The sequence below is a fragment of the Dietzia cinnamea NBRC 102147 genome, assembly GCF_001571065.1.
In the GTDB taxonomy this organism is placed as follows: Bacteria; Actinomycetota; Actinomycetes; order Mycobacteriales; family Mycobacteriaceae; genus Dietzia; species Dietzia cinnamea.
Genome location: NZ_BCSW01000023.1, coordinates 14,427 through 35,332, shown reverse-complemented (window position 1 = coordinate 35,332; position 20,906 = coordinate 14,427). Strand labels below are relative to the sequence as shown.

The 20,906-nt window shown below is 70.4% G+C and carries 21 protein-coding genes; 13 read left to right on the top strand and 8 right to left on the bottom strand.

Annotated elements, in window-relative coordinates; genetic code table 11:
• Positions 1-28: 28 nt before the first annotated feature.
• Positions 29-3,646 carry an indolepyruvate ferredoxin oxidoreductase family protein gene (locus DCI01S_RS09880; RefSeq protein WP_061229068.1) on the bottom strand — a complete coding sequence of 1,206 codons (3,618 nt, stop codon included), beginning with the start codon at positions 3,644-3,646 and terminating at the stop codon, positions 29-31.
• Between the two features lie 167 nt (positions 3,647-3,813).
• On the opposite strand from DCI01S_RS09880, the gene DCI01S_RS09875 reads away from it, so the two are divergent.
• Positions 3,814-4,281 carry an Lrp/AsnC family transcriptional regulator gene (locus DCI01S_RS09875; protein WP_061229052.1) on the top strand — a complete coding sequence of 156 codons (468 nt, stop codon included), beginning with the start codon at positions 3,814-3,816 and terminating at the stop codon, positions 4,279-4,281.
• 300 nt (positions 4,282-4,581) lie between these two features.
• Here the strand turns inward: DCI01S_RS09875 and DCI01S_RS09870 are convergent, their stop codons facing one another.
• Positions 4,582-6,048 (bottom strand): amidase, encoded by a 1,467-nt coding sequence (locus DCI01S_RS09870; protein WP_061229051.1) that lies wholly within the window; start codon positions 6,046-6,048, stop codon positions 4,582-4,584.
• Positions 6,049-6,195: 147 nt separating this feature from the next.
• Here DCI01S_RS09870 and DCI01S_RS09865 point away from each other — a divergent pair, with 147 nt between their 5' ends.
• Entirely contained in the window at positions 6,196-6,873 is a 678-nt protein-coding gene (locus tag DCI01S_RS09865; RefSeq protein ID WP_061229050.1) for a hypothetical protein, read from the top strand.
• 31 nt (positions 6,874-6,904) lie between these two features.
• On the opposite strand, the gene DCI01S_RS09860 is transcribed toward DCI01S_RS09865, so the two are convergent.
• Positions 6,905-7,195, bottom strand: a complete 291-nt coding sequence (locus tag DCI01S_RS09860; RefSeq protein WP_061229049.1) for a DUF1540 domain-containing protein — start codon at positions 7,193-7,195, stop codon at positions 6,905-6,907.
• Between the two features lie 565 nt (positions 7,196-7,760).
• Here DCI01S_RS09860 and DCI01S_RS09855 point away from each other — a divergent pair.
• From DCI01S_RS09855 to DCI01S_RS09815, 9 genes are all read left to right on the top strand, one after another.
• On the top strand, positions 7,761-9,335 hold the full coding sequence (locus DCI01S_RS09855; RefSeq protein ID WP_061229048.1) for a carboxyl transferase domain-containing protein: 1,575 nt from the start codon (positions 7,761-7,763) through the stop codon (positions 9,333-9,335).
• Positions 9,336-9,343: 8 nt separating this feature from the next.
• Positions 9,344-11,431, top strand: coding sequence for an acetyl/propionyl/methylcrotonyl-CoA carboxylase subunit alpha (locus DCI01S_RS09850; RefSeq protein WP_061229047.1), 2,088 nt, complete (start codon positions 9,344-9,346; stop codon positions 11,429-11,431).
• Positions 11,424-12,569 (top strand): acyl-CoA dehydrogenase family protein, encoded by a 1,146-nt coding sequence (locus DCI01S_RS09845; RefSeq protein ID WP_061229046.1) that lies wholly within the window; start codon positions 11,424-11,426, stop codon positions 12,567-12,569. The genes DCI01S_RS09850 and DCI01S_RS09845 overlap by 8 nt, the downstream gene beginning before the upstream one ends.
• A complete protein-coding gene (locus DCI01S_RS09840) occupies positions 12,566-13,075 on the top strand; it encodes a MaoC family dehydratase (protein WP_061229045.1) in 510 nt (169 codons plus the stop codon). Before DCI01S_RS09845 ends, DCI01S_RS09840 begins: the two co-directional genes overlap by 4 nt.
• Positions 13,072-13,956, top strand: a complete 885-nt coding sequence (locus tag DCI01S_RS09835; protein ID WP_061229044.1) for an HpcH/HpaI aldolase/citrate lyase family protein — start codon at positions 13,072-13,074, stop codon at positions 13,954-13,956. The genes DCI01S_RS09840 and DCI01S_RS09835 overlap by 4 nt, the downstream gene beginning before the upstream one ends.
• 28 nt (positions 13,957-13,984) lie before the next feature.
• Positions 13,985-15,634 carry an AMP-binding protein gene (locus DCI01S_RS09830; protein WP_061229043.1) on the top strand — a complete coding sequence of 550 codons (1,650 nt, stop codon included), beginning with the start codon at positions 13,985-13,987 and terminating at the stop codon, positions 15,632-15,634.
• Between the two features lie 32 nt (positions 15,635-15,666).
• The gene (locus tag DCI01S_RS09825) at positions 15,667-16,443 is read left to right on the top strand and encodes a CoA transferase subunit A (RefSeq protein WP_061229042.1); all 777 of its coding nucleotides are present in this window, start codon (positions 15,667-15,669) and stop codon (positions 16,441-16,443) included.
• Entirely contained in the window at positions 16,443-17,138 is a 696-nt protein-coding gene (locus DCI01S_RS09820) for a 3-oxoacid CoA-transferase subunit B (protein ID WP_269747520.1), read from the top strand. The genes DCI01S_RS09825 and DCI01S_RS09820 overlap by 1 nt, the downstream gene beginning before the upstream one ends.
• 101 nt (positions 17,139-17,239) lie before the next feature.
• Positions 17,240-17,935: a CPBP family intramembrane glutamic endopeptidase gene (locus DCI01S_RS09815; protein WP_232302967.1), complete on the top strand. Its 696-nt coding sequence runs from the start codon at positions 17,240-17,242 to the stop codon at positions 17,933-17,935.
• A 25-nt stretch (positions 17,936-17,960) separates the two neighbouring features.
• Here the strand turns inward: DCI01S_RS09815 and DCI01S_RS09810 are convergent, their stop codons facing one another.
• From DCI01S_RS09810 to rpmB, 5 genes are all read right to left on the bottom strand, one after another.
• On the bottom strand, positions 17,961-18,899 hold the full coding sequence (locus tag DCI01S_RS09810; protein WP_061229041.1) for an AEC family transporter: 939 nt from the start codon (positions 18,897-18,899) through the stop codon (positions 17,961-17,963).
• A 162-nt stretch (positions 18,900-19,061) separates the two neighbouring features.
• Entirely contained in the window at positions 19,062-19,319 is a 258-nt protein-coding gene (gene rpsR, locus DCI01S_RS09805) for a 30S ribosomal protein S18 (RefSeq protein ID WP_007632792.1), read from the bottom strand.
• Between the two features lie 10 nt (positions 19,320-19,329).
• Positions 19,330-19,635 carry a 30S ribosomal protein S14 gene (gene rpsN, locus DCI01S_RS09800; RefSeq protein ID WP_061229040.1) on the bottom strand — a complete coding sequence of 102 codons (306 nt, stop codon included), beginning with the start codon at positions 19,633-19,635 and terminating at the stop codon, positions 19,330-19,332.
• A 3-nt stretch (positions 19,636-19,638) separates the two neighbouring features.
• Positions 19,639-19,803, bottom strand: a complete 165-nt coding sequence (rpmG, locus tag DCI01S_RS09795) for a 50S ribosomal protein L33 (protein ID WP_007632789.1) — start codon at positions 19,801-19,803, stop codon at positions 19,639-19,641.
• Position 19,804: 1 nt separating this feature from the next.
• On the bottom strand, positions 19,805-20,041 hold the full coding sequence (rpmB, locus tag DCI01S_RS09790) for a 50S ribosomal protein L28 (RefSeq protein ID WP_007632788.1): 237 nt from the start codon (positions 20,039-20,041) through the stop codon (positions 19,805-19,807).
• 372 nt (positions 20,042-20,413) lie between these two features.
• Here rpmB and DCI01S_RS09785 point away from each other — a divergent pair, with 372 nt between their 5' ends.
• Both DCI01S_RS09785 and rpmF read left to right on the top strand, forming a co-directional pair.
• Positions 20,414-20,674, top strand: coding sequence for a type B 50S ribosomal protein L31 (locus DCI01S_RS09785; protein WP_007632787.1), 261 nt, complete (start codon positions 20,414-20,416; stop codon positions 20,672-20,674).
• Positions 20,675-20,727: 53 nt separating this feature from the next.
• A complete protein-coding gene (gene rpmF, locus DCI01S_RS09780; RefSeq protein WP_007632786.1) occupies positions 20,728-20,898 on the top strand; it encodes a 50S ribosomal protein L32 in 171 nt (56 codons plus the stop codon).
• Positions 20,899-20,906 lie beyond the last annotated feature (8 nt).

Here is a 20,906-nt window from a genome sequence, read left to right as displayed (position 1 = left end):
GGGGTGGGGGGCGTGCTGCGGTCGGGCGTCAGCCCAGGGCGGCCCGGAGGCGGGCCATCTCCTCGCGGTAGCGCTCGACGTTCGCCAGCTTGACCTCCTCGTAGCCGCGGACAATGTCCGGCAGCTCGGCCAGCGCCACGGCGGTGCCGCGCCAGGTCGCGTCCCGGCCCGCAGGGCCGGTCCGCCGCAGGTCGTCCACGAGCTCGTCGACCAGGGCGCGGTACTCGTCCAGCAGCTCCCGCTCGACCCGGCGGACCACGGCGTAGCCGAACACGTCCAGCGGGGTGCCGCGCAGCCGCTTCATCCGGGCCAGCGCCCGCATCGCCGGCATGGCCTTCGGGCCGAACGAGATCTTCTTCTTCATCCCCAGGGCCCGCAGAGCCGGCGGGTGGAGCTGCAGCCTGGCCACCGCCCCCTCGCCCCAGTCCTCGTCCAGCTGGGCGGCGAACTCGGGGTCCAGTGCGAGGCGGGCCACCTCGTATTCGTCCTTGTAGGCCATCAGCTTGAACAGGTTCCGCGCCACCGCCAGGGCGAGCGGCTCGGACGCCGGGCCCGCCGGGGTGCCGTGATGCAGCGTCTCGGCGTGGCGCACCGCTTCCACCCGCCGGACGTAGTCGGCGGCGTACGCCTCGTCCTGGTAGGCGACGAGCTCGTCGACCCGCCGGGCCACCACGGCGCGTAGCTCGTCCGAGGCCTCCGCGCCGAGTCCGGCGAGCACCCGCGCGGCGACGGGGGAGGGCTGGTGCGTCCCGGAGGTGGCGTCGGTCGCCGGGCGGTGAAGCCCGTCGAGCAGCGCGGACAGCGCCTGCGGATCCGCCACGGCCTGCCGACCCCGACGGAACGCCTGGAGGTTCGACTCGACCGCGACGCCGTTGAGCTCGACGGCCCGCTCGATCGACCCGGCCGAGATGGGAAGGGCCCCGCTCTGGTACGCCGCGCCCACCATGAACATGTTGGCCGTCTGCGTGGAGCCGAAGAGCTTCTCCGTGAGCTCGCCCGGATCGAGGTAGATGCCGCGTGCGGAGGCCCGGTCGATGGCGGCCTGGATGTCCGACGTGGCGGGGTAGTGCTCGGAGGTGTCGATCACCATCTTCCCGGTGGGGGTCCGCGTGGTGGACACGACCGCCGTCGTCCGCTCCGGGTGGGCGACCTTGAGGTGCTTGTCGTCGGCACCCACGAGCCCGTCGCAGCACAGGTAGAGATCGCAGTCGCCCGCCCCGATCTTGGGGGGCTGCTCCACGGGCGACCGGGAGACGCGGACGTCGGAGACCACCGCGCCGCCCTTCTGCGCCAGGCCGGTCATATCGAGGGTCCTGGCCGAGTTGCCGTCGAGCACGGCCGCCGTGGCCAGCACCGCCGAGACGGTGACGATCCCGGTCCCGCCGATGCCCGTCAGCCGCAGCGAGAACCCGCGCTCCGCGTCGATGTGGGCGCGCTCGGGTTCGGGCAGATCCGCCGCGCCCAGCGACGGCGCGATGGCCACACGCTCGGTGTGGGCCCCGGGCACAACGGTCACGAAGGCGGGACAGTCACCCTGCAGACACGAGAAGTCGAGGTTGCACGTCGACTGGTCGATCTGCGTCTTGCGCCCGAACTCGGTGTCGACCGGGTGCACGGACAGGCAGTTGGACTTCTTGCCGCAGTCACCACAGCCCTCGCAGATGCGTTCGTTGATCACCACGCGCTGCTCCGGCGTGGGATAGTCGCCGCGCTTGCGGTGGCGGCGCTTCTCCGCAGCGCAGTACTGATCGTGGACCAGCACCGTCACTCCGGGCACGGCGGCGAGTTCCTGCTGGACCTCGAGGGTCTCCGTGCGGTCGCGGACCTCCACGCCGCGCGGCAGTCCGCGGGCCCGGGTCGCCTTGACGTTGTCGGTCGTGACGACGATCTTCGCGACCTTCTCCGCCTGCAGCAGACGCAGGATCTCCGGCAGGCTCATCTCGCCGACCGGGTCCTGCCCGCCGGTCATGGCGACCGTGCCGTTGTAGAGCAGCTTGTAGGTGATGTTGTCCCCGGAGGCCACCGCCGCCCGCAGCGCGAGTGACCCGGAGTGCATGAAGGTGCCGTCGCCGACGTTCTGCACCATGTGCCGCTCGTCGAGGAACGGCGCCATCCCCGTCCACTGGATCCCCTCGCCGCCCATCTGGGTGACGCCGGTGACGTGGCCGACCTGCTGTTCGTCCATCATGAGCACCATCGCGTGGCAGCCGATCCCGCCGCCGACGAGCGTCCCGTCCGCGACCTTGGTCGAGCTGTTGTGCGGGCAGCCCGAGCAGAAGTATGGGGTGCGCGACGCGGCGAGGGGCAGCGCGATGCGGGTGCGGACGCGCCCCGGGCCGTCGAGCCAGGCGCTGGCGGAGGCGATCCCGTGGACGGTGCCGAGCCGCTGCGCGAGCCCGCGGGTCACCGAGTCCACATCGAGCTCGCCGAAGCGGCTGAACAGGGTCGACCCGTCCTCGTGGGCCTTGCCGACGACGTTCGCCACCCCGGGCTTGCGGAACTGGATGTCCCGGATCATGGTCTCGATGAAGTCGCGCTTCTCCTCCACGACGATCACCTCGTCGAGCCCGGACATGAACTCGTCGAGGATCGTGCGCTCGAGCGGGTAGATCAAGCCGAGCTTGAGGATCCGGATCCCCCGCCGGCCCAGCTCGTCGTCGCCGATCCCGAGACGGCGCAGCGATTCCCGCACGTCGAGATACGTCTTGCCGGCCGCGACGATCCCGATCCGGTCGTCGGCCGTCGCCTGCACGATCCGGTTGAGCCGGTTGAGGCGGGCGTACTCCAGGGCGCGGGGGAGGCGGATGGTGAGCTGGTTCTGCTCGAGCTCCATGAGGTTCGAGCCCAGGAGGTGCCCGGAGGGCACGTGCGGACTGGTGCCGAGATCGCCGTAGACGGGCAGGATCCGGTCGGGGTCCACGAGCGCGGTCGAGGAGGCGTCCGCCACGTGCGCGGAGATCTTCAGCGCCGACCAGAGCCCGGAGACGCGGGAGAGGATCGCGGCGTGCACGCCGAAGTCGAGGACGTCCTGCGAATCGGCCGGGTACAGGGTGGGCATGTAGAGGTCGGCGAGAGCGAGCTCCGACGCGCACGGCACGGTCGAGGACTTGGCCCCGGGGTCGTCGCCCACCATCACCACGGCACCGCCGTTCGGATCGGTGCCGATGAGGTTGGCGTGCCGTAAGGCGTCGGTGGCGCGGTCCAGGCCCGGCGCCTTGCCGTACCAGTAGCCCACCACGCCCTGCAGCGGGGCGCCGCGGGTGTGGGCGGTCGCGCGCAGGGTGCCGGTGCGGCGTGCCAGTTGCGAGCCCATCACGGCCGTCGCGCCGGCCTCCTCGTTGAGGGCCGGACGGTGCACGATGTCGAACGGGTCGAGGAACTCCGCACGCCGGGCCAGCTCGAGGTCGTAGCCGGCGAGAGGGGATCCCTCGTAGCCGCTCACCAGGCTCGCGGTGAGCAGGTTCTGGCGCCGGTCCAGCCGGGCACGGTCGCGGACCGTCCGGACGAGCGCCTGGATTCCCGTCAGGTAGATGGTGCCGCTCTCGCGCGTGTAGCGGTCGGAGAGGGAGAACGATCCGGCGTCCGCCCGGCCGAACCGGGGGAAGTCGTCGTGGGTGCCGCTCGAGGGGCCGAGAAGAGAGGTCATGATCAACACCTGGCCTGTGTGACGTCGTGGGTCGCTCCCTCAGGCTAGGACGGAATGTGAGGCGCGTCACGCGGTCATCGATCGGGCGCACACTCTGCACAACCGGAAGCGTCGGTTCCTGTACTAACTGGGCCAGTTGCCCTCTCGTCGTCGTCTACCGTGGACACATGGAACACGCACCCCAGTTGGACGATACGGACCGACGCCTCCTCCGAGTGGTCATGGCCGACCCCCGGGTCGGCGTCCGCGAGTTCTCCCGACGGCTCGGGGTGGCCCGGGGCACCGCGCAGGCGCGGCTCGACAAGCTGGAGGCCCGCGGCGTCCTCGCCTCTTGGGCGCCCCGGCTCAATCCCGCCGCCCTCGGCTACCCGCTCGGCGCGCTGGTCCACATCCAGCTGGCGCAGGCGGAGCTCGAGTCGACGTGCGCTGGCCTGGCGAAGGTCCGGGAAGTGCTCGAGGTGATGAGCGTGGCGGGGGAGTTCGACCTCGTCTGCCGCGTGGTGGCCCGCGACCACGCTCACCTGGAGGAGTTGTTCAGCGCGATCATCTCGACCCCGGGGGTTCTCCGCACGCGCACCGAGGTGATCCTGCGTCAGCGCGTGGGGCCGCGCGCCACGCAGCTCCTCGGCGACTGAGCCGCGGCGCCCGGCGGGCCCGACGGCTCAGTCGCCACGGCCAGCCGATGTTCTGCACGGCCAGCAGCAGCGGGACGGCGAGCCCCGCGACGACCGCGATCACCGCGGTCCAGAATCCGATGAGGGTCAGGCGCCGGAACGCCGCGGCCGCGAGGGTGACCGTGTAGGCGGCCATGAATTCCAGCGTCCAGATTGCGGACTGGGGAGGCTGCGCTGACTCCGGTTGGCCGCCTCTGGTTGGTGGGGTAGCTACTGCACTGGTGAACCGTGTGACCGGCGAGGAGCCGCCGGGCGGGCCCGTCAGTCCCAGATGCGAGCGAAGGGGTGGGCCGCCTCGTACTCGGAGGCCAGTTCGAGAAGGATGCGGTCCTGCCCGCGGCGTGCCGAGAGGTGGACGCCGATCGGCATGCCGTCCGGTGCCCGGCCCGTGGGCATTGCTACGGCGGGGGAGCCGGCGACGTTCTGCAGCGGGGTGAAGGTGACCCAGTCGGACACCCGCTCCAGGTGGGTCTCGAACGGCTGGTCGGCGTCCAGGAACCCGACCTCCGGAGTCTCGTGCGCCACCACCGGGTTGAGGTAGATGTCGATGTCACCGAAGTTCGCGTCGAACTGTCGGCGAACTCGGGCGAGCCGCGCGAGTCGGAGGGGCAGGGTCGGCAGGTTCCGCCGGGCCATCGCGGCCAGTCCGAGGGTGAACGGGTCGAGCCGGTCGTGGGCGAACAGGGGATCGAACAGGCGCTTCCCGCCCGCGGCGGTGCTCAGCGCGAGTAGTCCCCAGTAGGCGATGAAGTCATCGCGGAACGTCTCGGCGACGGGCGCCCCTGCGGGGAGGATCTCGTGCCCGAGTGCGGACAGTCTCTCGGCGGTCTGCCGCAAGACCGCGAGGCCCGCGGCGTCGGGCGGCCCGCCAGCGGGGCTCGCTTCGACCATCCCGATCCGCAGGCGGCGCCGCGGCGCGCGACGGACGTGCCCGATCGGCGGGACGCCGACCGGGCGATACGCGGACTCGAACGCCGTGAGGAAGGCGACGGTGTCCCGCACCGACCGGGTGACGACCGACTGGGAGATGAGCTTGATGGGCATGGAGGCGGAGAACGACTCGTCGGGGTGCCGGCCCCGGCTCGGTTTGAAGCCGACGAGTCCGGTGACCGCGGCCGGGATACGGATCGACCCGCCGCCGTCGTTGGCGTGGGCGATCGGCAGCGCGCCGGCGGCGACGAGGGCTGATGATCCGCCCGAGGAGCCGCCGCTGGTCCGGCCGGTGTTCCAGGGGTTCCGGGTGACCAGCCCGCCCTGTCTCTCGGTGGCGGCGGTCCAACCGAACGGTGGCATCGCGGTGGTTCCGACCGGGTTGAGTCCCGTCGCGCGGAACAGTGGCGCGTAGGGGCCGTCCCGTAGGGCCGGGGTGACGGGCACGGCGAGCGAGCCCATCCGCATGGGCGAACCGGCCACCCGGACTGCGTCCTTGAACGCGCTCGGGACGCCGGCCAGTGGGGCGGACAACTCCGAGGAATCGTGCCAGGCGGCGCGGGCGCGGGCGCGGTCGAAGTCGGTGTGGACGAGAGCGCCGAGCGATGGGTCCACCGCTGCGCAGCGTTCGATGGCCGCCTCGAGAAGTTCGGTCGGCGAGACCTCGCGCCGGCGAACCCTCTCGGCCAGGGCCGTGGCGTCGTCGTAGCCGAGCGCGTCGCCGCGGAAGGCGTGCAGTCGCAGTGGGCCGACGGACGGGTCGGCTGCCTGATCGGCAGCATCTATGGCGTCGGTCACGCCCCCACTGTAGGGCGGGGCGGGCTGAGATGTCGGGTACACCTCTTGACAGATACGGCGAGGTCGTGGATCTTAGGAGTTACTAACTAAGGCAAGGGTCACCTAATGCGGCAATCGCATCTGGATCCGAAATTGGAGGTCTCATCGATGACAGCGCACCCGATCGTGTCGAATCCGGTCACCACGGGCGCGCGTCGTCTTCTCGACGGATCGGGTATCGCCACCGTCGCCGTTCGCGGCACCAAGAATCGCTCGGACGTCATGGTCTCGGCGGGGCATCGCTGGATCGGGGAGGGGACTATCGTCGTCACCGGGACCCCGGCACCCTGGTCCGGTCTGATGGTTGCGCCAGGCGACTCGGTCGAGGTCGTGGTGATGATCGACGAGTTCGCGCCGATCGTCGAGGCCAAGGTGCATGTGGCGAGCCTCTACGGCTTCGGGGTGGCGCGCGCCGCCCGCCAGGGCGAGGGGTGGATCGTCGAGATCGAGGTCGAGCTCGGGGAGGTCGACGTGCGCCGGCTGGGGCATGAGGGCACGGTCGACGCGACCCATCTGGACGCAGTCCCGTCAGACCCGCTGGCATGCGAGACGCCCGGTCTCGCGGACGAGATCCGGTCGCGCTTCGGATCCGACCTGGCGATGCTGGCCGGGTCCGGGGACCCGGCGCAACCGCCGTACGTGCTGGGCGTCGATGCGGAGGGTTTGCATCTGCTGACCGCCCTCGGCTCCGATGCCGATATCATCCACCTGCCGTTCGTGACCCGGGCGGAATGCGCCAACGACGTCGTCCGCGAGATGGGTCAGTACGTGGCCCGCGCCAGCTGAGAGGCGATGCGCCGGCGCGGCATCACGCTGATCAGGCCGGGGTGTAGGTGAGGCAGTCGGCGGTGTCGGCGCCGGCACCGATCTTGACCGACTCCGCGGAGCAGAGCAGGTCCTTGTTGTAGGTGCATTCGACACGCTGGCAGGCGCCGACGTGAGCGCTCGCGGTGGGCAGGCCGCCGCGGACGTCCAGCGAGATGAAAGTGCCGCACTCGGCGTGGTCGGGGGCGCCCGCCACGGTGATCGCGCCCGCGCTGCAGCTCTGGTCGCTGTTGAACGAGCACGCGGTGACGGTGCAGGTGCTGATTCCGGTGAGAGTGGCCATGACGATCGCTCCTCGTGTGGCTGTGGCTGGGTGGTATGCCTCAGAGTCAACACCGAACGGCGCGGGCTTGCAAGCAAGTTGAGGCTGTGCTAAACCAGGCAAGCCTAAACTCTCTACCTGCACGTATGCGCCGGATGGCATAGTTTCAGGCTCGCCACGATCCCTTCGTGGGGTGGTGTCACGGGGACCGTTTGCCCCTCTCCATCCGCCCGGAACTCGCCGCCGCGCTGCCGGTGGGCGTCGTAGTGATCCCGCCGCTCCCGTGTATGGCGTCTCGCTCCTGCGGATGTATGGCTGAGCCATCGCCGCCCCTCGGCATGGCGTCCGGCCTGCGCATCGGCGCGCGCGAGACGCCATGGCCGCGCGCTGCTGTATCCGGGCTGGCCGCGCGCTGCTGTATCCGGGCTGGCCGCGCGCGGCTGTATCCGGGTGCGCGACGCGCGGCCGCCCACGGGCCGAGCCAGGGTGTTCCAGGCACCGACCGACGACGAGTCTGGACTTTTGTGAGCCGCGGCACTATCTTCGTTTTCAGTTAATCCGACTTAACTGAAAGGGAGCGGCGCTGATGACTTCCGCGACCACCAATCGCCAGGCCCACGAGGAACTGCTCGCCGACCTCCGCGAGCGCCTCGAGCGGGCCGCGCAGGGCGGCGGGGAGAAGGCCCGCGCGCGCCATCTCGAGCGGGGCAAGCTCCTCGCCCGGCAGCGCGTGGACGTCCTGCTCGACCCGGGCAGCCCGTTCCTCGAGCTCTCGCCGCTGGCCGCCGAGGAGATGTACGGCGGCAAGGCGCCCGCTGCGGGCGTCGTCGCCGGGATCGGGCGGGTCTCGGGCCGTGAGTGCCTGATCATCGCCAACGACGCCACGGTCTCCGGCGGCACGTACTACCCGATGACCGTCAAGAAGCACCTGCGCGGCCAGGAGGTGGCGCTCGCCAACAACCTGCCGTGCATCTACCTCGTCGACTCGGGCGGCGCGATGCTGCTGCAGCAGGACGAGGTCTTCCCGGACCGCGACCACTTCGGCCGGATCTTCTACAACCAGGCGACCATGTCCGCCGAGGGCATCCCCCAGATCGCCGCGGTCATGGGCTCGTGCACCGCGGGTGGCGCCTACGTGCCGGCGATGAGCGACGAGGCCGTCATCGTCCGCAACCAGGGCACCATCTTCCTCGCGGGACCGCCGCTGGTGAAGGCCGCGACGGGCGAGGAGGTCACGGCCGAGGAGCTCGGCGGCGGCGACCTGCACGCCAAGACCTCGGGCGTCGTGGACCACCTCGCCGACGATGACTACGACGCGCTGATGAAGGTCCGCGAGATCGTCGCCACGTGCCCGCCGGCGCCCGAGCCGGACTGGGAGGTGCTCGAGCCCCGCGAGCCCGCGCGCCCCCAGAGCGACCTCTACGACCTCGTCCCCGTCGACTCCCGCAAGCCGTACGACGTCCGCGACATCATCGGCACCATCGTCGACGGCGGCGAGTACACGGAGTTCAAGGAGAACTACGGCACGTCGATGGTCACCGCGTTCGCCCACATCCACGGGCACCCGGTGGGGATCATCGGCAACAACGGCGTCATCTTCTCCGAGTCCGCGCTCAAGGGCGCGCACTTCATCGAACTGTGCGACCGCCGCAAGATCCCTCTTGTCTTCCTGCAGAACATCACGGGTTTCATGGTGGGCCGGCAGTACGAGGCCGGTGGTATCGCCAAGAACGGCGCCAAGATGGTCACCGCGGTCGCGTGTGCCCGGGTGCCCAAGTTCACCGTCGTCGTCGGCGGGTCGTTCGGCGCCGGCAACTACTCGATGTGCGGCCGCGCCTACTCGCCGCGCTTCCTGTGGATGTGGCCCAACGCGCGCATCGCCGTGATGGGCGGCCCGCAGGCGGCGGACACCCTCGCCTCGGTGCGCGCCGCGCAGGTGACCAAGGCGGGAGGGGAGTGGACGGACGAACAGCAGGCCGAGTTCACGGCCCCGATCCGTGAGCAGTTCGACGAGCAGTCGACGGCGTACTACTCGACGGCCCGCCTGTGGGACGACGGGATCATCGACCCCGCCGACACCCGTACCGTCCTCGGCCTGGCCCTCGCGGCCGCGGCCAACGCCCCCCTCGAGCCGGTCAACAACGGCGTCTTCAGGATGTGAGCAGCGCCATGTCAGAGAAACTGTCACAGAAACTCCACACCGTCCTGGTGGCCAACCGGGGTGAGATCGCGTGCCGCGTGATCCGCTCGCTGCGGGCGGCCGGGATCCGTTCGGTCGCCGTCTACTCCGATGCCGACGCCGACGCGCTGCACGTGCGTATGGCCGACGCCGCGGTCCGCCTGGGACCGGCGCAGGCCACTCAGTCCTACCTCGACATCGACAAGGTCATCGACGCCTGCCGCCGCACCGGTGCGCAGGCGGTTCACCCGGGGTACGGCTTCCTGTCGGAGAACGCGCGGTTCGCGCGCGCGCTCGACGAGGCGGGCCTGATCTTCATCGGGCCGCCGGCGTCGGCGATCGAGACCATGGGAGACAAGATCACCGCCAAGGCGGCGGTGTCGGAGCGTGACGTGCCCACCGTGCCGGGGATCTCCAGGCCCGGCCTGACCGACGACGAGCTCATCGCGGGCGCGGAGGCGGTCGGGTACCCGGTCCTCGTCAAGCCCTCTGCGGGTGGAGGCGGCAAGGGGATGCGCCGCGTCTCCGATCCCGCCGAGCTGCCGGCCGCGCTCGAGTCCGCCCGGCGGGAGTCCGCGGGCGCGTTCGGCGACGACACCCTGTTCCTCGAGCGTTTCGTCGACACCCCGCGCCATATCGAGGTGCAGGTCCTGGCGGACACCCACGGCAACGTCATCCACCTGGGTGAGCGCGAGTGCTCGCTGCAGCGGCGCCACCAGAAGGTCATCGAGGAGGCGCCCAGCGCGCTGCTCGACGAGGCCACCCGCGAGCGGATCGGCCAGGCGGCGTGTGACGCGGCGCGGTCGGTGGGCTACGTGGGCGCGGGCACGGTCGAGTTCATCGTCTCGGCGCACGCCCCGGACGAGTTCTTCTTCCTGGAGATGAACACGCGCCTCCAGGTCGAGCACCCGGTCACCGAGATGGTCACCGGCGTGGACCTCGTCGACTGGCAGGTGCGCATCGCCGCGGGCGAGGAGCTCACGCTGCGCCAGTCCGACATCACCCTCACCGGCCACGCGATCGAGGCGCGCGTGTACGCCGAGGACCCGGCGAAGGGCTTCCTGCCCACCGGCGGCACGGTGCTCGGCCTCGAGGAGCCGTCCGGGGACGGGATCCGCGTGGACTCCGGCCTGCGGGTCGGCACGGTCGTCGGCAGTGACTACGACCCCATGCTCGGGAAGGTCATCGCTCACGGTGCCGATCGGGCCGAGGCGCTGGCCCGGCTCGACGCCGCGCTGGCCGGCACCCACGTGCTGGGCCTGCGGACGAACATCGACTTCTGCCGCTTCCTCCTGTCCCGCCCCGAGGTGATCGCGGGGGACCTCGACACGGGTCTGCTCGACCGGTCGGTCGACGACTACGTCGCGACCCCGGCGCCCGAGGGAGCGCTGGTCGCCGTGGCGATGCACCGGACCGAGGAGCGGTGGGCCCGGGTGCCCGCGCGACGGCGCGGTCCGTGGGACGTGCCCAACGGCTGGCGGATCGGCGGTCGCGCCGAGGTGTGGACGCGGCTCGATCCCGGGGCCGGCTCCGAGGCCGTCACCGTGGGACTGAAGGGCACGCCCGACGACGCCGAGTGGACCATCACCGACGCGACCATCGGTTCCATCGAGGAGCCGAGGGTCGCGGCCCGCCATCACGCCCGGGTCGCGCGCGACGGCGCCTCCCTGAGGCTGACCGTCGACGGCACGCAGCAACGGTGGACCGTCGTGCGCTCGCGCGACCCGAAGGCGTCGGACACGTTCTGGGTGGCCGGTGACGGTGGCACCTGGGATCTGCGGCTGCTGCCGCTCATCGACTCGCGTATCCACGACGCGGGGGCGGCGGACGGCCAGATCCTCAGCCCCATGCCCGGTTCCGTGATCGCGTGCTTCGTCTCCGACGGCGACGAGGTCACGGCCGGGCAGAACATCCTGGCGGTCGAGGCCATGAAGATGGAGCACTCGCTCACCGCGCCGATCGACGGCGTGGTCCGGGTGCACGTCGGCACCGGCGAGCAGGTGCCCGCCGACCATCTGCTCGCGACCGTCGAGCCCCACCCCTCCACTGATGAATCCGAAGGAGCAGGCGATGCCTGAGTTGGAAGAGCACTACGCGGACCTCAAGTCGACGGTCGCCGACTTCGCCGACAAGGTGGTGGCCCCGGCCTCCGCCGAGCACGACCGTAACCACACCTTCCCGTACGAGGTCGTGGCCCAGATGGGTCAGATGGGCCTGTTCGGTCTGCCCTTCCCGGAGGAGTACGGCGGCATGGGCGGCGACTACTTCGCTCTCTCGCTGGCACTCGAGGAGCTCGGTCGTGTCGACCAGTCCACCGCGATGACCCTCGAGGCCGGCGTCGGCCTGGGTGCGATGCCGATCTTCCACTTCGGAAACGAAGAGCAGAAGCAGAAGTGGCTACCGGACCTGGCCGCGGGCAGGAAGCTCGCGGGCTTCGGGCTCACCGAGCCGGGCGCGGGTTCGGATGCCGGTGCCACCAAGACCACCGCCAAGCGTGACGGCGACCAGTGGGTGATCAACGGCAACAAGCAGTTCATCACCAACTCGGGCACCGACATCACCTCGCTGGTCACCGTCACCGCCGTCACGGGGACGCGCGAGAACGGCAAGAAGGCCATCTCGACGATCATCGTCCCGTCCGACACCCCCGGATTCACGGCCGAGCCGGCGTACGACAAGGTCGGCTGGAACTCGTCCGACACCCACCCGCTGACCTTCGCCGACGCGCGGGTACCGGTGGAGAACCTGCTGGGCGAGGAGGGGCGCGGCTACGCGAACTTCCTGTCGATCCTCGACGAGGGCCGGATCGCGATCGCCGCCGTGGCCACGGGTGCCGCGCAGGGCTGCGTGGACGAGTCGGTCAAGTACGCGCGCGAGCGCGAATCCATGGGTCAGAAGATCGGCTCGTTCCAGTCGATCGCGTTCAAGATCGCCCGCATGGAGGCCCGCGCCCACACCGCGCGCTGTGCCTACTACGAGGCAGCGCGGCTCATGTTGGCCGGCAAGCCGTTCAAGAAGGAGGCCGCGATCGCCAAGATGGTAGCCTCCGAGGCCGCGATGGACAACGCTCGCGACGCCACGCAGGTCCACGGCGGCTACGGCTTCATGAACGAGTACCCGGTCGCCCGCCACTACCGCGACTCGAAGATCCTCGAGATCGGCGAGGGCACCACCGAGGTGCAGCTCATGCTCATCGCCCGGGGGCTCGGGCTATGAGCGCGCAGCGAGCGGAGCGCAAGGAGATCGTCCAGCGCGGCCTGTGGTTCGAGGAGTACGAGGTCGGCACCGCGTACCTCCACCGGCCGGGCCGCACGATGACCGAGGCGGACAACGTCCTGTTCACCACGCTGACGATGAACACGCAGGCGCTCCACCTGGACGCGGCGTGGGCGGCCGAGCAGCCCGGCTTCGGCGGGGAGCGGCTCATGAACTCCATGCACACGCTGTCCACGCTCGTCGGCCTGTCGGTCGCGCAGCTCACGCAGGGGACGATCGTGGCGAACCTCGGTTTCTCCGAGGTGAGCTTTCCCAAGCCGGTGCTACACGGTGACACGCTCTACGCGGAGACCGTCTGCACGGACAAGCGCGAGTCGAAGTCGCGGCCGGGCGAGGGCATCGTCACGCTCGAGCACATCGGCCGCAACCAGCACGGCGACATCGTGGCGCGCGCGGTCCGCAAGACCCTCGTGCGCAAGCGGCCGGCGGGGGAGGGGACGGCATGACCCCCGCCCCGACCTGGGTCCCGCCCGGGCCGGCGCTGCTGTTCTGCCCGGCCGATCGGCCGGAGCGCTACGGCAAGGCCGCCGACCGGGCGGACGTGGTGATCGTGGACCTCGAGGACGCGGTCGCGCCGGCGGCGCGGGCCGCCGCGCGTGACGCGCTGCGGTCCTCGGAGCTGGATCCGGACCGCACGATCGTACGCGTCAACCCGGTAGACACCCCCGACCACGCCGCGGACCTGGAGGCCTTCACCGCCACCGGCTACCGGTGCGTGATGCTCGCGAAGACCGAGTCCGCCGCGCAGGTCACCGACCTGTACTCGGCGACCGGCGCCGCCGTGTTGGCGCTGGTGGAGACCCCGCTCGGTGTGGTCCGAGCCGAGGAGATCGCCTCCGCGCCCGGGGGCACCGGGATGATGTGGGGCGCCGAGGATCTGCTCGCCGCGATGGGCGGCTCGACCAGCCGCTTCTCGACCGCCGAGGCGGGCGGCCCCCGCGTGGCGGGCGAGTACCGCGACGTGCCGCGTCACGCCCGCGCGCGGGTCGCGCTCGCCGCTGCCGCGTTCGGTCGATGGGCGGTGGACTCGGTGCACCTGGATATCGCCGACGAGGCCGGGCAGCGCGCCGAGGCCCTCGACGCCGTGGCGTTGGGGTTCGTGGGTACCGCCTGCATCCATCCGTCCCAGGTGGCGGTTGTGCGGCAGGCCTACGCGCCCGACGACGACGAGGTGGCCTGGGCCCGGAAGGTCCTCGCCGCCGCGGAGCACAACCAGGGCGTGTTCCAGCTGGACGGTCGCATGGTCGATGGTCCGGTATTCCGCCAGGCCGAGGCGACGATGCGTCGCGCGGCCGCCGCCACCGAAGTGACAACCCCCCGGGCCTGATCCGGCCCCGCCTCCGAGGAGCACCGAGATGACCACCTCAAGTCTCGATTCCACCCCACTCGACCCCGCGCTGTCGCATACGCGCGGGGAGACCGACGTCCCTCTCCTCACCCAGACGATCCCCGAGAACCTCGCGGCGACCGTCGAGGAGTTCGGCGACCGCGACGCGCTCGTCGACGTGCAGGCCGGCCGGCGCTGGACCTACAGCGAGTTCCTCGCCGACGTGCGCCGGCTCGCCTCGGGCCTGCACCGTCTCGGGATCCGCGCCGGAGACCGGGTGGGGATCTGGTCGCCCAACCGGTGGGAGTGGGTGATGGTCCAGTACGCCACCGCCGAGATCGGCGCCGTGCTGGTCAACATCAATCCGTCCTACCGCGTCCACGAGCTCGAGTTCGTCCTGGGGCAGGCAGCGATCAAGGCGGTCATCGCGGCACCGCAGTTCAAGGACTCGGACTACACCGGGATGCTCGCGCAGGTGCAGCCGAACTGCCCGGACCTCGAGCTGGTGGTGCTCTTCGGCGACGAGGAGTGGGAGTCGATGGTCTCCGGGCCCACCGACGCCGACGTCCTCGAAGAGATCCGGGCGGGGCTCACGAACCACGACCCGATCAACATCCAGTACACCTCCGGCACCACGGGGTTCCCCAAGGGGGCGACGCTCTCGCACTCGAACATCCTCAACAACGGGTACTTCGTCGGTGAGCTCATCAGCTACTCGGAGGTCGACCGGGTGTGCATCCCGGTTCCTTTCTACCACTGCTTCGGCATGGTGATGGGCAACCTCGCGTGCACCACCCACGGGTCGTGCATGGTCATCCCGGCGCCCGCGTTCGACCCGGTCGCCTCGCTGAAGGCGGTGGAGCAGGAGAAGTGCACGAGCCTGTACGGCGTGCCGACGATGTTCATCGCCGAGCTCGCGCTCGAGGACTTCGACTCCTACGACCTGTCGACGCTCCGCACCGGCATCATGGCGGGCTCGCCGTGCCCGGAGGCCACCATGCGCCAGGTGATCGACCGGATGAACATGGACGAGGTGTCGATCTGCTACGGCATGACCGAGACCTCGCCGGTGTCCACACAGACCCGCGCCGACGACTCCCTAGACCGGCGCGTGTCCACCGTGGGCCGGGTCGGCCCGCACCTGGAGATCAAGATCATCGACCCCTCGACCGGGGAGACCCTGCCGCGCGGGGAGGCCGGCGAGTTCTGCACTCGGGGCTACAGCGTCATGCTGGGGTACTGGGAACAGCCCGACAAGACGGCCGAGGCGATCGACGAGGCGGGGTGGATGCACACCGGCGACATCGGCGAGATGGACGCCGACGGGTACGTGAAGATCACCGGCCGCATCAAGGACATGGTGATCCGGGGCGGCGAGAACATCTACCCGCGTGAGGTGGAGGAGTTCCTCTACACCCACCCGGACATCCTCGACGCCCAGGTGATCGGTGTGCCCGACCCCAAGTACGGCGAGGAACTCATGGCGTGGGTCCGGCTCAAGCCCGGACGCGCCGACCTCACCGCCGACGAGGTCCGCGAGTTCGCCACCGGCAAGCTCGCCCGGCACAAGATCCCCAAGTACGTCCACGTCGTGGACGAGTTCCCGATGACCGTCACCGGCAAGGTCCGCAAGGTCGACATGCGCAAGACCGCCGTCGAGATCCTCGGCATCGCCTGACCGCCCGCCCGTCCAATCCAAGGAGTGCGTGAATGTCCAACAAACTCATGACCGCGGCGGAGGCCGTCGCGGACATCCCCGACGGGGCGTCGATCGCCGCCGGCGGGTTCGGCCTGTGCGGGATCCCGCAGATCGTCATCGAGGCACTCGCCGCGCGTGACGTGGGGGACTTCGAGGTGTTCTCCAACAACGCCGGCGTCGACGGCAAGGGCCTGGGGATCCTGTTGGAGACCGGCAAGCTTCGGCGGATCGTCTCCTCCTACGTGGGGGAGAACAAGGAGTTCGCCCGGCAGTACCTGTCCGGTGAGCTCGAGGTGGAGCTCACCCCGCAGGGCACCTTGGCCGAGCGGATGCGGGCCGGCGGCTCGGGGATCGGGGCGTTCTACACCCGCACGGGCGTCGGCACGTTCGTCGCCGACGGCGGCATGCCGTGGAAGTACGACTCCGACGGCGGTGTGGCCGTGGCCTCTCCGCCCAAGGAGACCCGCGAGATCCGCGGCGAGACGTACGTGCTCGAGCAGGCGATCGAGGCGGACTACTCGCTGGTGCGGGCCGCGGTGGCCGATCGCAGCGGCAACCTGCGGTTCCACCTCACCGCCCGCAACTTCTCGCCCCTGGCCGCCATGGCCGGGCGCGTGTGCATCGTCGAGGCCGAGGAGGTCGTCGAGGTCGGCGAACTCGCGCCCGACGACATCCACCTGCCCGGCATCTTCGTCCACCGACTGGTCGAGCTGACGCCCGAGCAGGTCGCGCAGACCAAGTGGATCGAGAAGATGACCACCAACCCGCCCTCGGAAGGACAGCGCTGATGAGCACCGCCGCCACGCCTGACTCCCAGCACGACAACCGGCCCACCCGGCTGGGCCGGGACCGCAAGGCCATGGCCGCCCGCGCGGCCCTGGAGCTGGAGGACGGCCAGTACGTCAACCTCGGGATCGGCCTACCGACCCTGGTGCCGAACTACGTGCCCGAGGGGGTGACGGTGACCCTCCAGTCCGAGAACGGGCTGCTGGGAATCGGGCCGTACCCGCACCCCGACCATGTCGACCCGGATCTCATCAACGCCGGCAAGGAGACCGTCACGACCCTGCCCGGGTCGGCGATCTTCGACTCCGCTACGAGCTTCGGCATGATCCGCTCCGGCAAGATCGACGTCGCGATCCTCGGGGCGATGGAGGTCAACCCGGCCGGTGACATCGCCAACTGGATGGTGCCCGGGGCGATGGTCAAGGGCATGGGCGGCGCCATGGACCTCGTGGTGGGCGCGCGCCGCATCGTCGTCGTCATGGACCAGGTCGCCAAGAACGGCTCGTCGAAGATCGTCTCCGAGATCACCCTCCCGCTCACCGGCCTGGGCTGCGTGGACCGGATCATCACTGAACTCGGCGTCTTCGACCGCGACGCCGACGGGCTCACGCTCATCGAACTGGTCGACGGCGTGACCCTCGAGCAGATCACCGCCGCCACCGACGCCCCGTTCAGGGTGGCCGACCACCTGAAGTGACGACGCCACCGCACCGCCCACCGCACACCGGGCCCCCGCCCGGACGTGCCCCACGCGGCCACAGCGCCCCCGGACTGTGGACCACACCGGTCCGCGGCCGGGTGGCGCTGTCGGCGTTGGCGTGGGTGCTCGGCTACGTGGCGGTCCTCGTCGTCGTCGTCATCCTGGGACTCCTGGCCGTGCGCGCCACGGGCGCCGGCCGACCCGAGCCCGCGAGCCTCGCCCTCGTCGTCCTGGCCGGCACCGCGGTGGCCGCGCTCGGCGCGGTGCGGGTCCATCTCCTCCGACGCCGGGGACTCGCCTGGGCGGACGTGGGGCTGCGGCGGCCGGACCGCTCGCCGTGGCATCTGGCGTGGCAGATCCCGGCGGTGACGGCCGCCGGCGTCGCCGCGTCGATGCTCGTGCTCCTCCCGCTCGGCGCCGGGCCGGACGAGGCGGACGACCCGGGCGGACACGCGATCGCCGCCGACTTCATCGCCGGCGGGCCAGTCCTCGCGGTGCTCGGACTGCTCACCGTGGCCGTGCTCGTCCCCGTCGCGGAGGAGGTCGTCTTCCGCGGCGTCGTGCTGCCCGCCGTGCGCGCGAGGCTTCGGGCCGGCGCCGGCATCACGCTCGCCGGGGCGGTCTTCGCGGTGGTGCATCTGATGCCGCCCGCGCTGCCGTACCTGTTCGTCCTGGGGGTCTCCCTGTGCGCGATGGCGGAGTGGTACCGCTCGATCGTGCCAGGGATGGTACTGCACGGCGTGAACAACGCGACCGTGTTCGCCGGGGTGCTGGCAGCGGCCGGCGCCGCCTGACCGCGACTGGCCGCGGCGGGCGCCTTCAGGCGAGGAGAGCGGAGACGAGCAGCAGGATGGGCAGGGCGCCGAGGGTCGTCAACACCGCGGAGTCGCGGGCCAGCAGCGTCCCATGTCCGTAGCGGGTGGCCACCACCAGCACGTTCTGCGCGGTGGGGAGCGCGGCGGCGACGACGACGGTGAGGAGTTCGTGGTCCCGCATGCCCAGCACCCACACACCGATCGCGTACGCCAGCACCGGGTGGGCGATGAGCTTGAGCCCGCTCGCGAGGAAGATCTCCCGCCGCGGGGAGGCGCCGGCCTCGAGGACCTTGACGCCGTAGAGCGACATCCCGAACACCAGCAGGGCGCCGGGTACGGAGATCTGGCCGACGAGGTGCACCGGCTCCAGAAGGGAATCGGACGGCGTCCAGGGCAGCGCGGCCACGACGACGCCGGCGAGCGCGGCGAGGACGATGGGCGACCTCACCGACTGGAGAAGCGCGCCGAGTGCACCGCCCCCGCTTTCCGCGCCCTCCGCGCGGGCGGCCCGCTCCAGCACCGCGATGGCGATCGGCTGCAGCACCACCACCTGGAAGAGCAGCAGCGGCATGACGAAACCCAGGTCTCCGAGGACGTACAGGGCGATCGGGATGCCGAGGTTGGCCGAGTTGACGTACCCGGCGGACAGCGCACCCACCACCAGATCGGAGGCCGGGCGTCTGAGCCAGAGCCGGGCGATCACCATGTAGAGGGCGGCGATGATGATCGCCGAGACCGCGGACACCACGAACACGCCGGTGAAGACCTGGTCGAGGGTGGTGCGGGAGAGGGAGTCGAACAACAGTGCCGGCGTCGCGACGAAGAAGACGAGCCGGTTGAGCACCAGGCGCGCGTCCGTGCCGAGGACCAGGGTCCGGGCGAGCAACCAACCCAGCGCGACGAGCGCGACGATGACAGCGAAGCCGTTGAGGACGCCGGCCACTGGCGGACTCCTAGATCGGGGGAGGGGCGGTAACGCCGATCGGGGTCGTGCGCTCCTTCTCGAAAAGGAGACACGACCCCGATCGGGTTGCTGTTGCCTGAGTCGGCGGCTAGGCGCCGCGGGCGGGACGGGCGGTTCGGTTCGACCGCGCCGAGCTGTGACTCAGCGGCTGGTGAACGGCAGCAGGGCCATCTCGCGGGCGTTCTTGACCGCGACGGCGACCTGACGCTGCTGCTGCGGCGTGAGGCCGGTGACGCGGCGCGAACGGATCTTGCCGCGGTCGGAGATGAACGTGCGGAGGGTGTTGACGTCCTTGTAGTCGACCGTCTCGATACCCGCGACCTTCAACGGGTTCTTCTTGGGTCGACGGCCCTCCTGGGCACGGATCTTCTTGGACGGGGTGCTACGTGCTTTAGCCATGGTTACCTACTCACCAGCTCGACTTAGTGACACCGGGGAGCTCGCCCCGGTGGGCCATCTCGCGCATACGGACGCGGGAGAGGCCGAACTTGCGGATGTAGCCGCGCGGGCGGCCGTCGGCGACGTCGCGGTTGCGCACCCGCACGGGCGAGGCGTCACGCGACATCTTGTTGAGAGCGGTCTGGGCCTCGAGACGGGCCTCGTCCGTGGTCTCCGGGTTCTTGATGATTGCCTTGAGCTCGGCGCGGCGCTCGGCGAACCGGGCGACCTTGGCCTTGCGCTGCTCGTTGCGCGCGATCTTGGACTTCTTGGCCACGGGTCAGCGCTCCTCTCGGAATTCGACGTGCTTACGGACGACCGGGTCGAACTTCTTGAGGACGATGCGGTCCGGGTTGTTACGACGGTTCTTGCGGGTCACGTAGGTGTACCCGGTGCCGGCCGTGGACTTCAGCTTGATGATGGGGCGGATGTCGTTACGGGCCATCTCAGATCTTCTCCCCACGGGCACGGATGCGGGCCACGACGGCCTCGATGCCATCGCGGTCGATGGTCTTGATGCCCTTGGTGGAGACGGTCAGCGTGACGCGACGACCCTCCGAGGGCAGGAAGTAGCTACGACGCTGGATGTTCGGGTTCCAGCGACGGTTGGTCCTGCGGTGTGAGTGCGAGACGGACTTGCCGAAACCCGGCTTCCGTCCCGTTACCTGGCAATGCGCCGACATGGCGTGGTTCTCCTTCCGCCCCGTCCATCGGTGGCGCGCGGCGGGGTTCGCGTCCCGACACGGCCTGAGCCGTGCGGGGGCGTACCGCCACGTCGCGAACACCGTGAGGGGCGATAGCAAACGTGCAGACAACAGCGATGGTCTAGTTTACGGCCCGACCGCCTGAAACGGTAATCGGCACGTCAGCGCCGCATTCGGCGCCCGGGGATGCCGTCGCGTGACGCTCGAATTGGGTGCCCGGCCATCCTACGGGTACGATCTTTCGATGCGTGTGCTGACACCGGAATCCCCGGTTCGGCCACTGGCACTTGCGCGCCCCTGTCGGGGCGAGCGCCAGACCCACAGACTTCTACCGAGCTAGAGGGATCCAGTATGAAGAACGACATCCACCCCGACTACCACCCGGTGGTCTTCCAGGACTCGGGCACGGGCACCAAGTTCCTCACCCGTTCCACCGCGACGAGCTCCCGCACGGTGGAGTGGGAGGACGGACAGACCTACCCGCTCATCGTGGTGGACGTGACCAGCGAGTCGCACCCCTTCTGGACCGGTGCGCAGCGCGTCATGGACACCGCCGGCCGCGTCGAGAAGTTCCAGCGCCGCTACGGCAACCGCGCCCGTCGCGCCAAGTGAGACGCGGGGCGTCCGCGCCCCGGTACACCTCCTAGACCCCGAGGACGATAACCATGGCAGTTCCCAAGCGCCGCCTCTCGCGCGCCAACACCCACTCCCGCCGCTCCCAGTGGAAGGCCGACAACGTCGCCCTCCAGGAGACCAAGATCGACGGCCGCCCCGTGGCGCTGCCGCGTCGGCTGGTCAAGGCCGCCAAGCTCGGCCTGATCGACCTCGACCGCTGAGTCGCCCC

Excerpts from the sequence above, each read along its gene's own strand:
- DCI01S_RS09880 (WP_061229068.1), bottom strand. The coding sequence starts at position 3,646 with ATGACCTCTCTTCTCGGCCCCTCGAGCGGCACCCACGACGACTTCCCC.
- DCI01S_RS09875 (WP_061229052.1), top strand. The coding sequence starts at position 3,814 with ATGGAACACGCACCCCAGTTGGACGATACGGACCGACGCCTCCTCCGA.
- DCI01S_RS09865 (WP_061229050.1), top strand. The coding sequence starts at position 6,196 with ATGACAGCGCACCCGATCGTGTCGAATCCGGTCACCACGGGCGCGCGT.
- DCI01S_RS09860 (WP_061229049.1), bottom strand. The coding sequence starts at position 7,195 with ATGGCCACTCTCACCGGAATCAGCACCTGCACCGTCACCGCGTGCTCG.
- DCI01S_RS09855 (WP_061229048.1), top strand. The coding sequence starts at position 7,761 with ATGACTTCCGCGACCACCAATCGCCAGGCCCACGAGGAACTGCTCGCC.
- DCI01S_RS09850 (WP_061229047.1), top strand. The coding sequence starts at position 9,344 with ATGTCAGAGAAACTGTCACAGAAACTCCACACCGTCCTGGTGGCCAAC.
- DCI01S_RS09845 (WP_061229046.1), top strand. The coding sequence starts at position 11,424 with ATGCCTGAGTTGGAAGAGCACTACGCGGACCTCAAGTCGACGGTCGCC.
- DCI01S_RS09840 (WP_061229045.1), top strand. The coding sequence starts at position 12,566 with ATGAGCGCGCAGCGAGCGGAGCGCAAGGAGATCGTCCAGCGCGGCCTG.
- DCI01S_RS09835 (WP_061229044.1), top strand. The coding sequence starts at position 13,072 with ATGACCCCCGCCCCGACCTGGGTCCCGCCCGGGCCGGCGCTGCTGTTC.
- DCI01S_RS09830 (WP_061229043.1), top strand. The coding sequence starts at position 13,985 with ATGACCACCTCAAGTCTCGATTCCACCCCACTCGACCCCGCGCTGTCG.
- DCI01S_RS09825 (WP_061229042.1), top strand. The coding sequence starts at position 15,667 with ATGTCCAACAAACTCATGACCGCGGCGGAGGCCGTCGCGGACATCCCC.
- DCI01S_RS09820 (WP_269747520.1), top strand. The coding sequence starts at position 16,443 with ATGAGCACCGCCGCCACGCCTGACTCCCAGCACGACAACCGGCCCACC.
- rpsR (WP_007632792.1), bottom strand. The coding sequence starts at position 19,319 with ATGGCTAAAGCACGTAGCACCCCGTCCAAGAAGATCCGTGCCCAGGAG.
- rpmG (WP_007632789.1), bottom strand. The coding sequence starts at position 19,803 with ATGGCCCGTAACGACATCCGCCCCATCATCAAGCTGAAGTCCACGGCC.
- rpmB (WP_007632788.1), bottom strand. The coding sequence starts at position 20,041 with ATGTCGGCGCATTGCCAGGTAACGGGACGGAAGCCGGGTTTCGGCAAG.
- DCI01S_RS09785 (WP_007632787.1), top strand. The coding sequence starts at position 20,414 with ATGAAGAACGACATCCACCCCGACTACCACCCGGTGGTCTTCCAGGAC.
- rpmF (WP_007632786.1), top strand. The coding sequence starts at position 20,728 with ATGGCAGTTCCCAAGCGCCGCCTCTCGCGCGCCAACACCCACTCCCGC.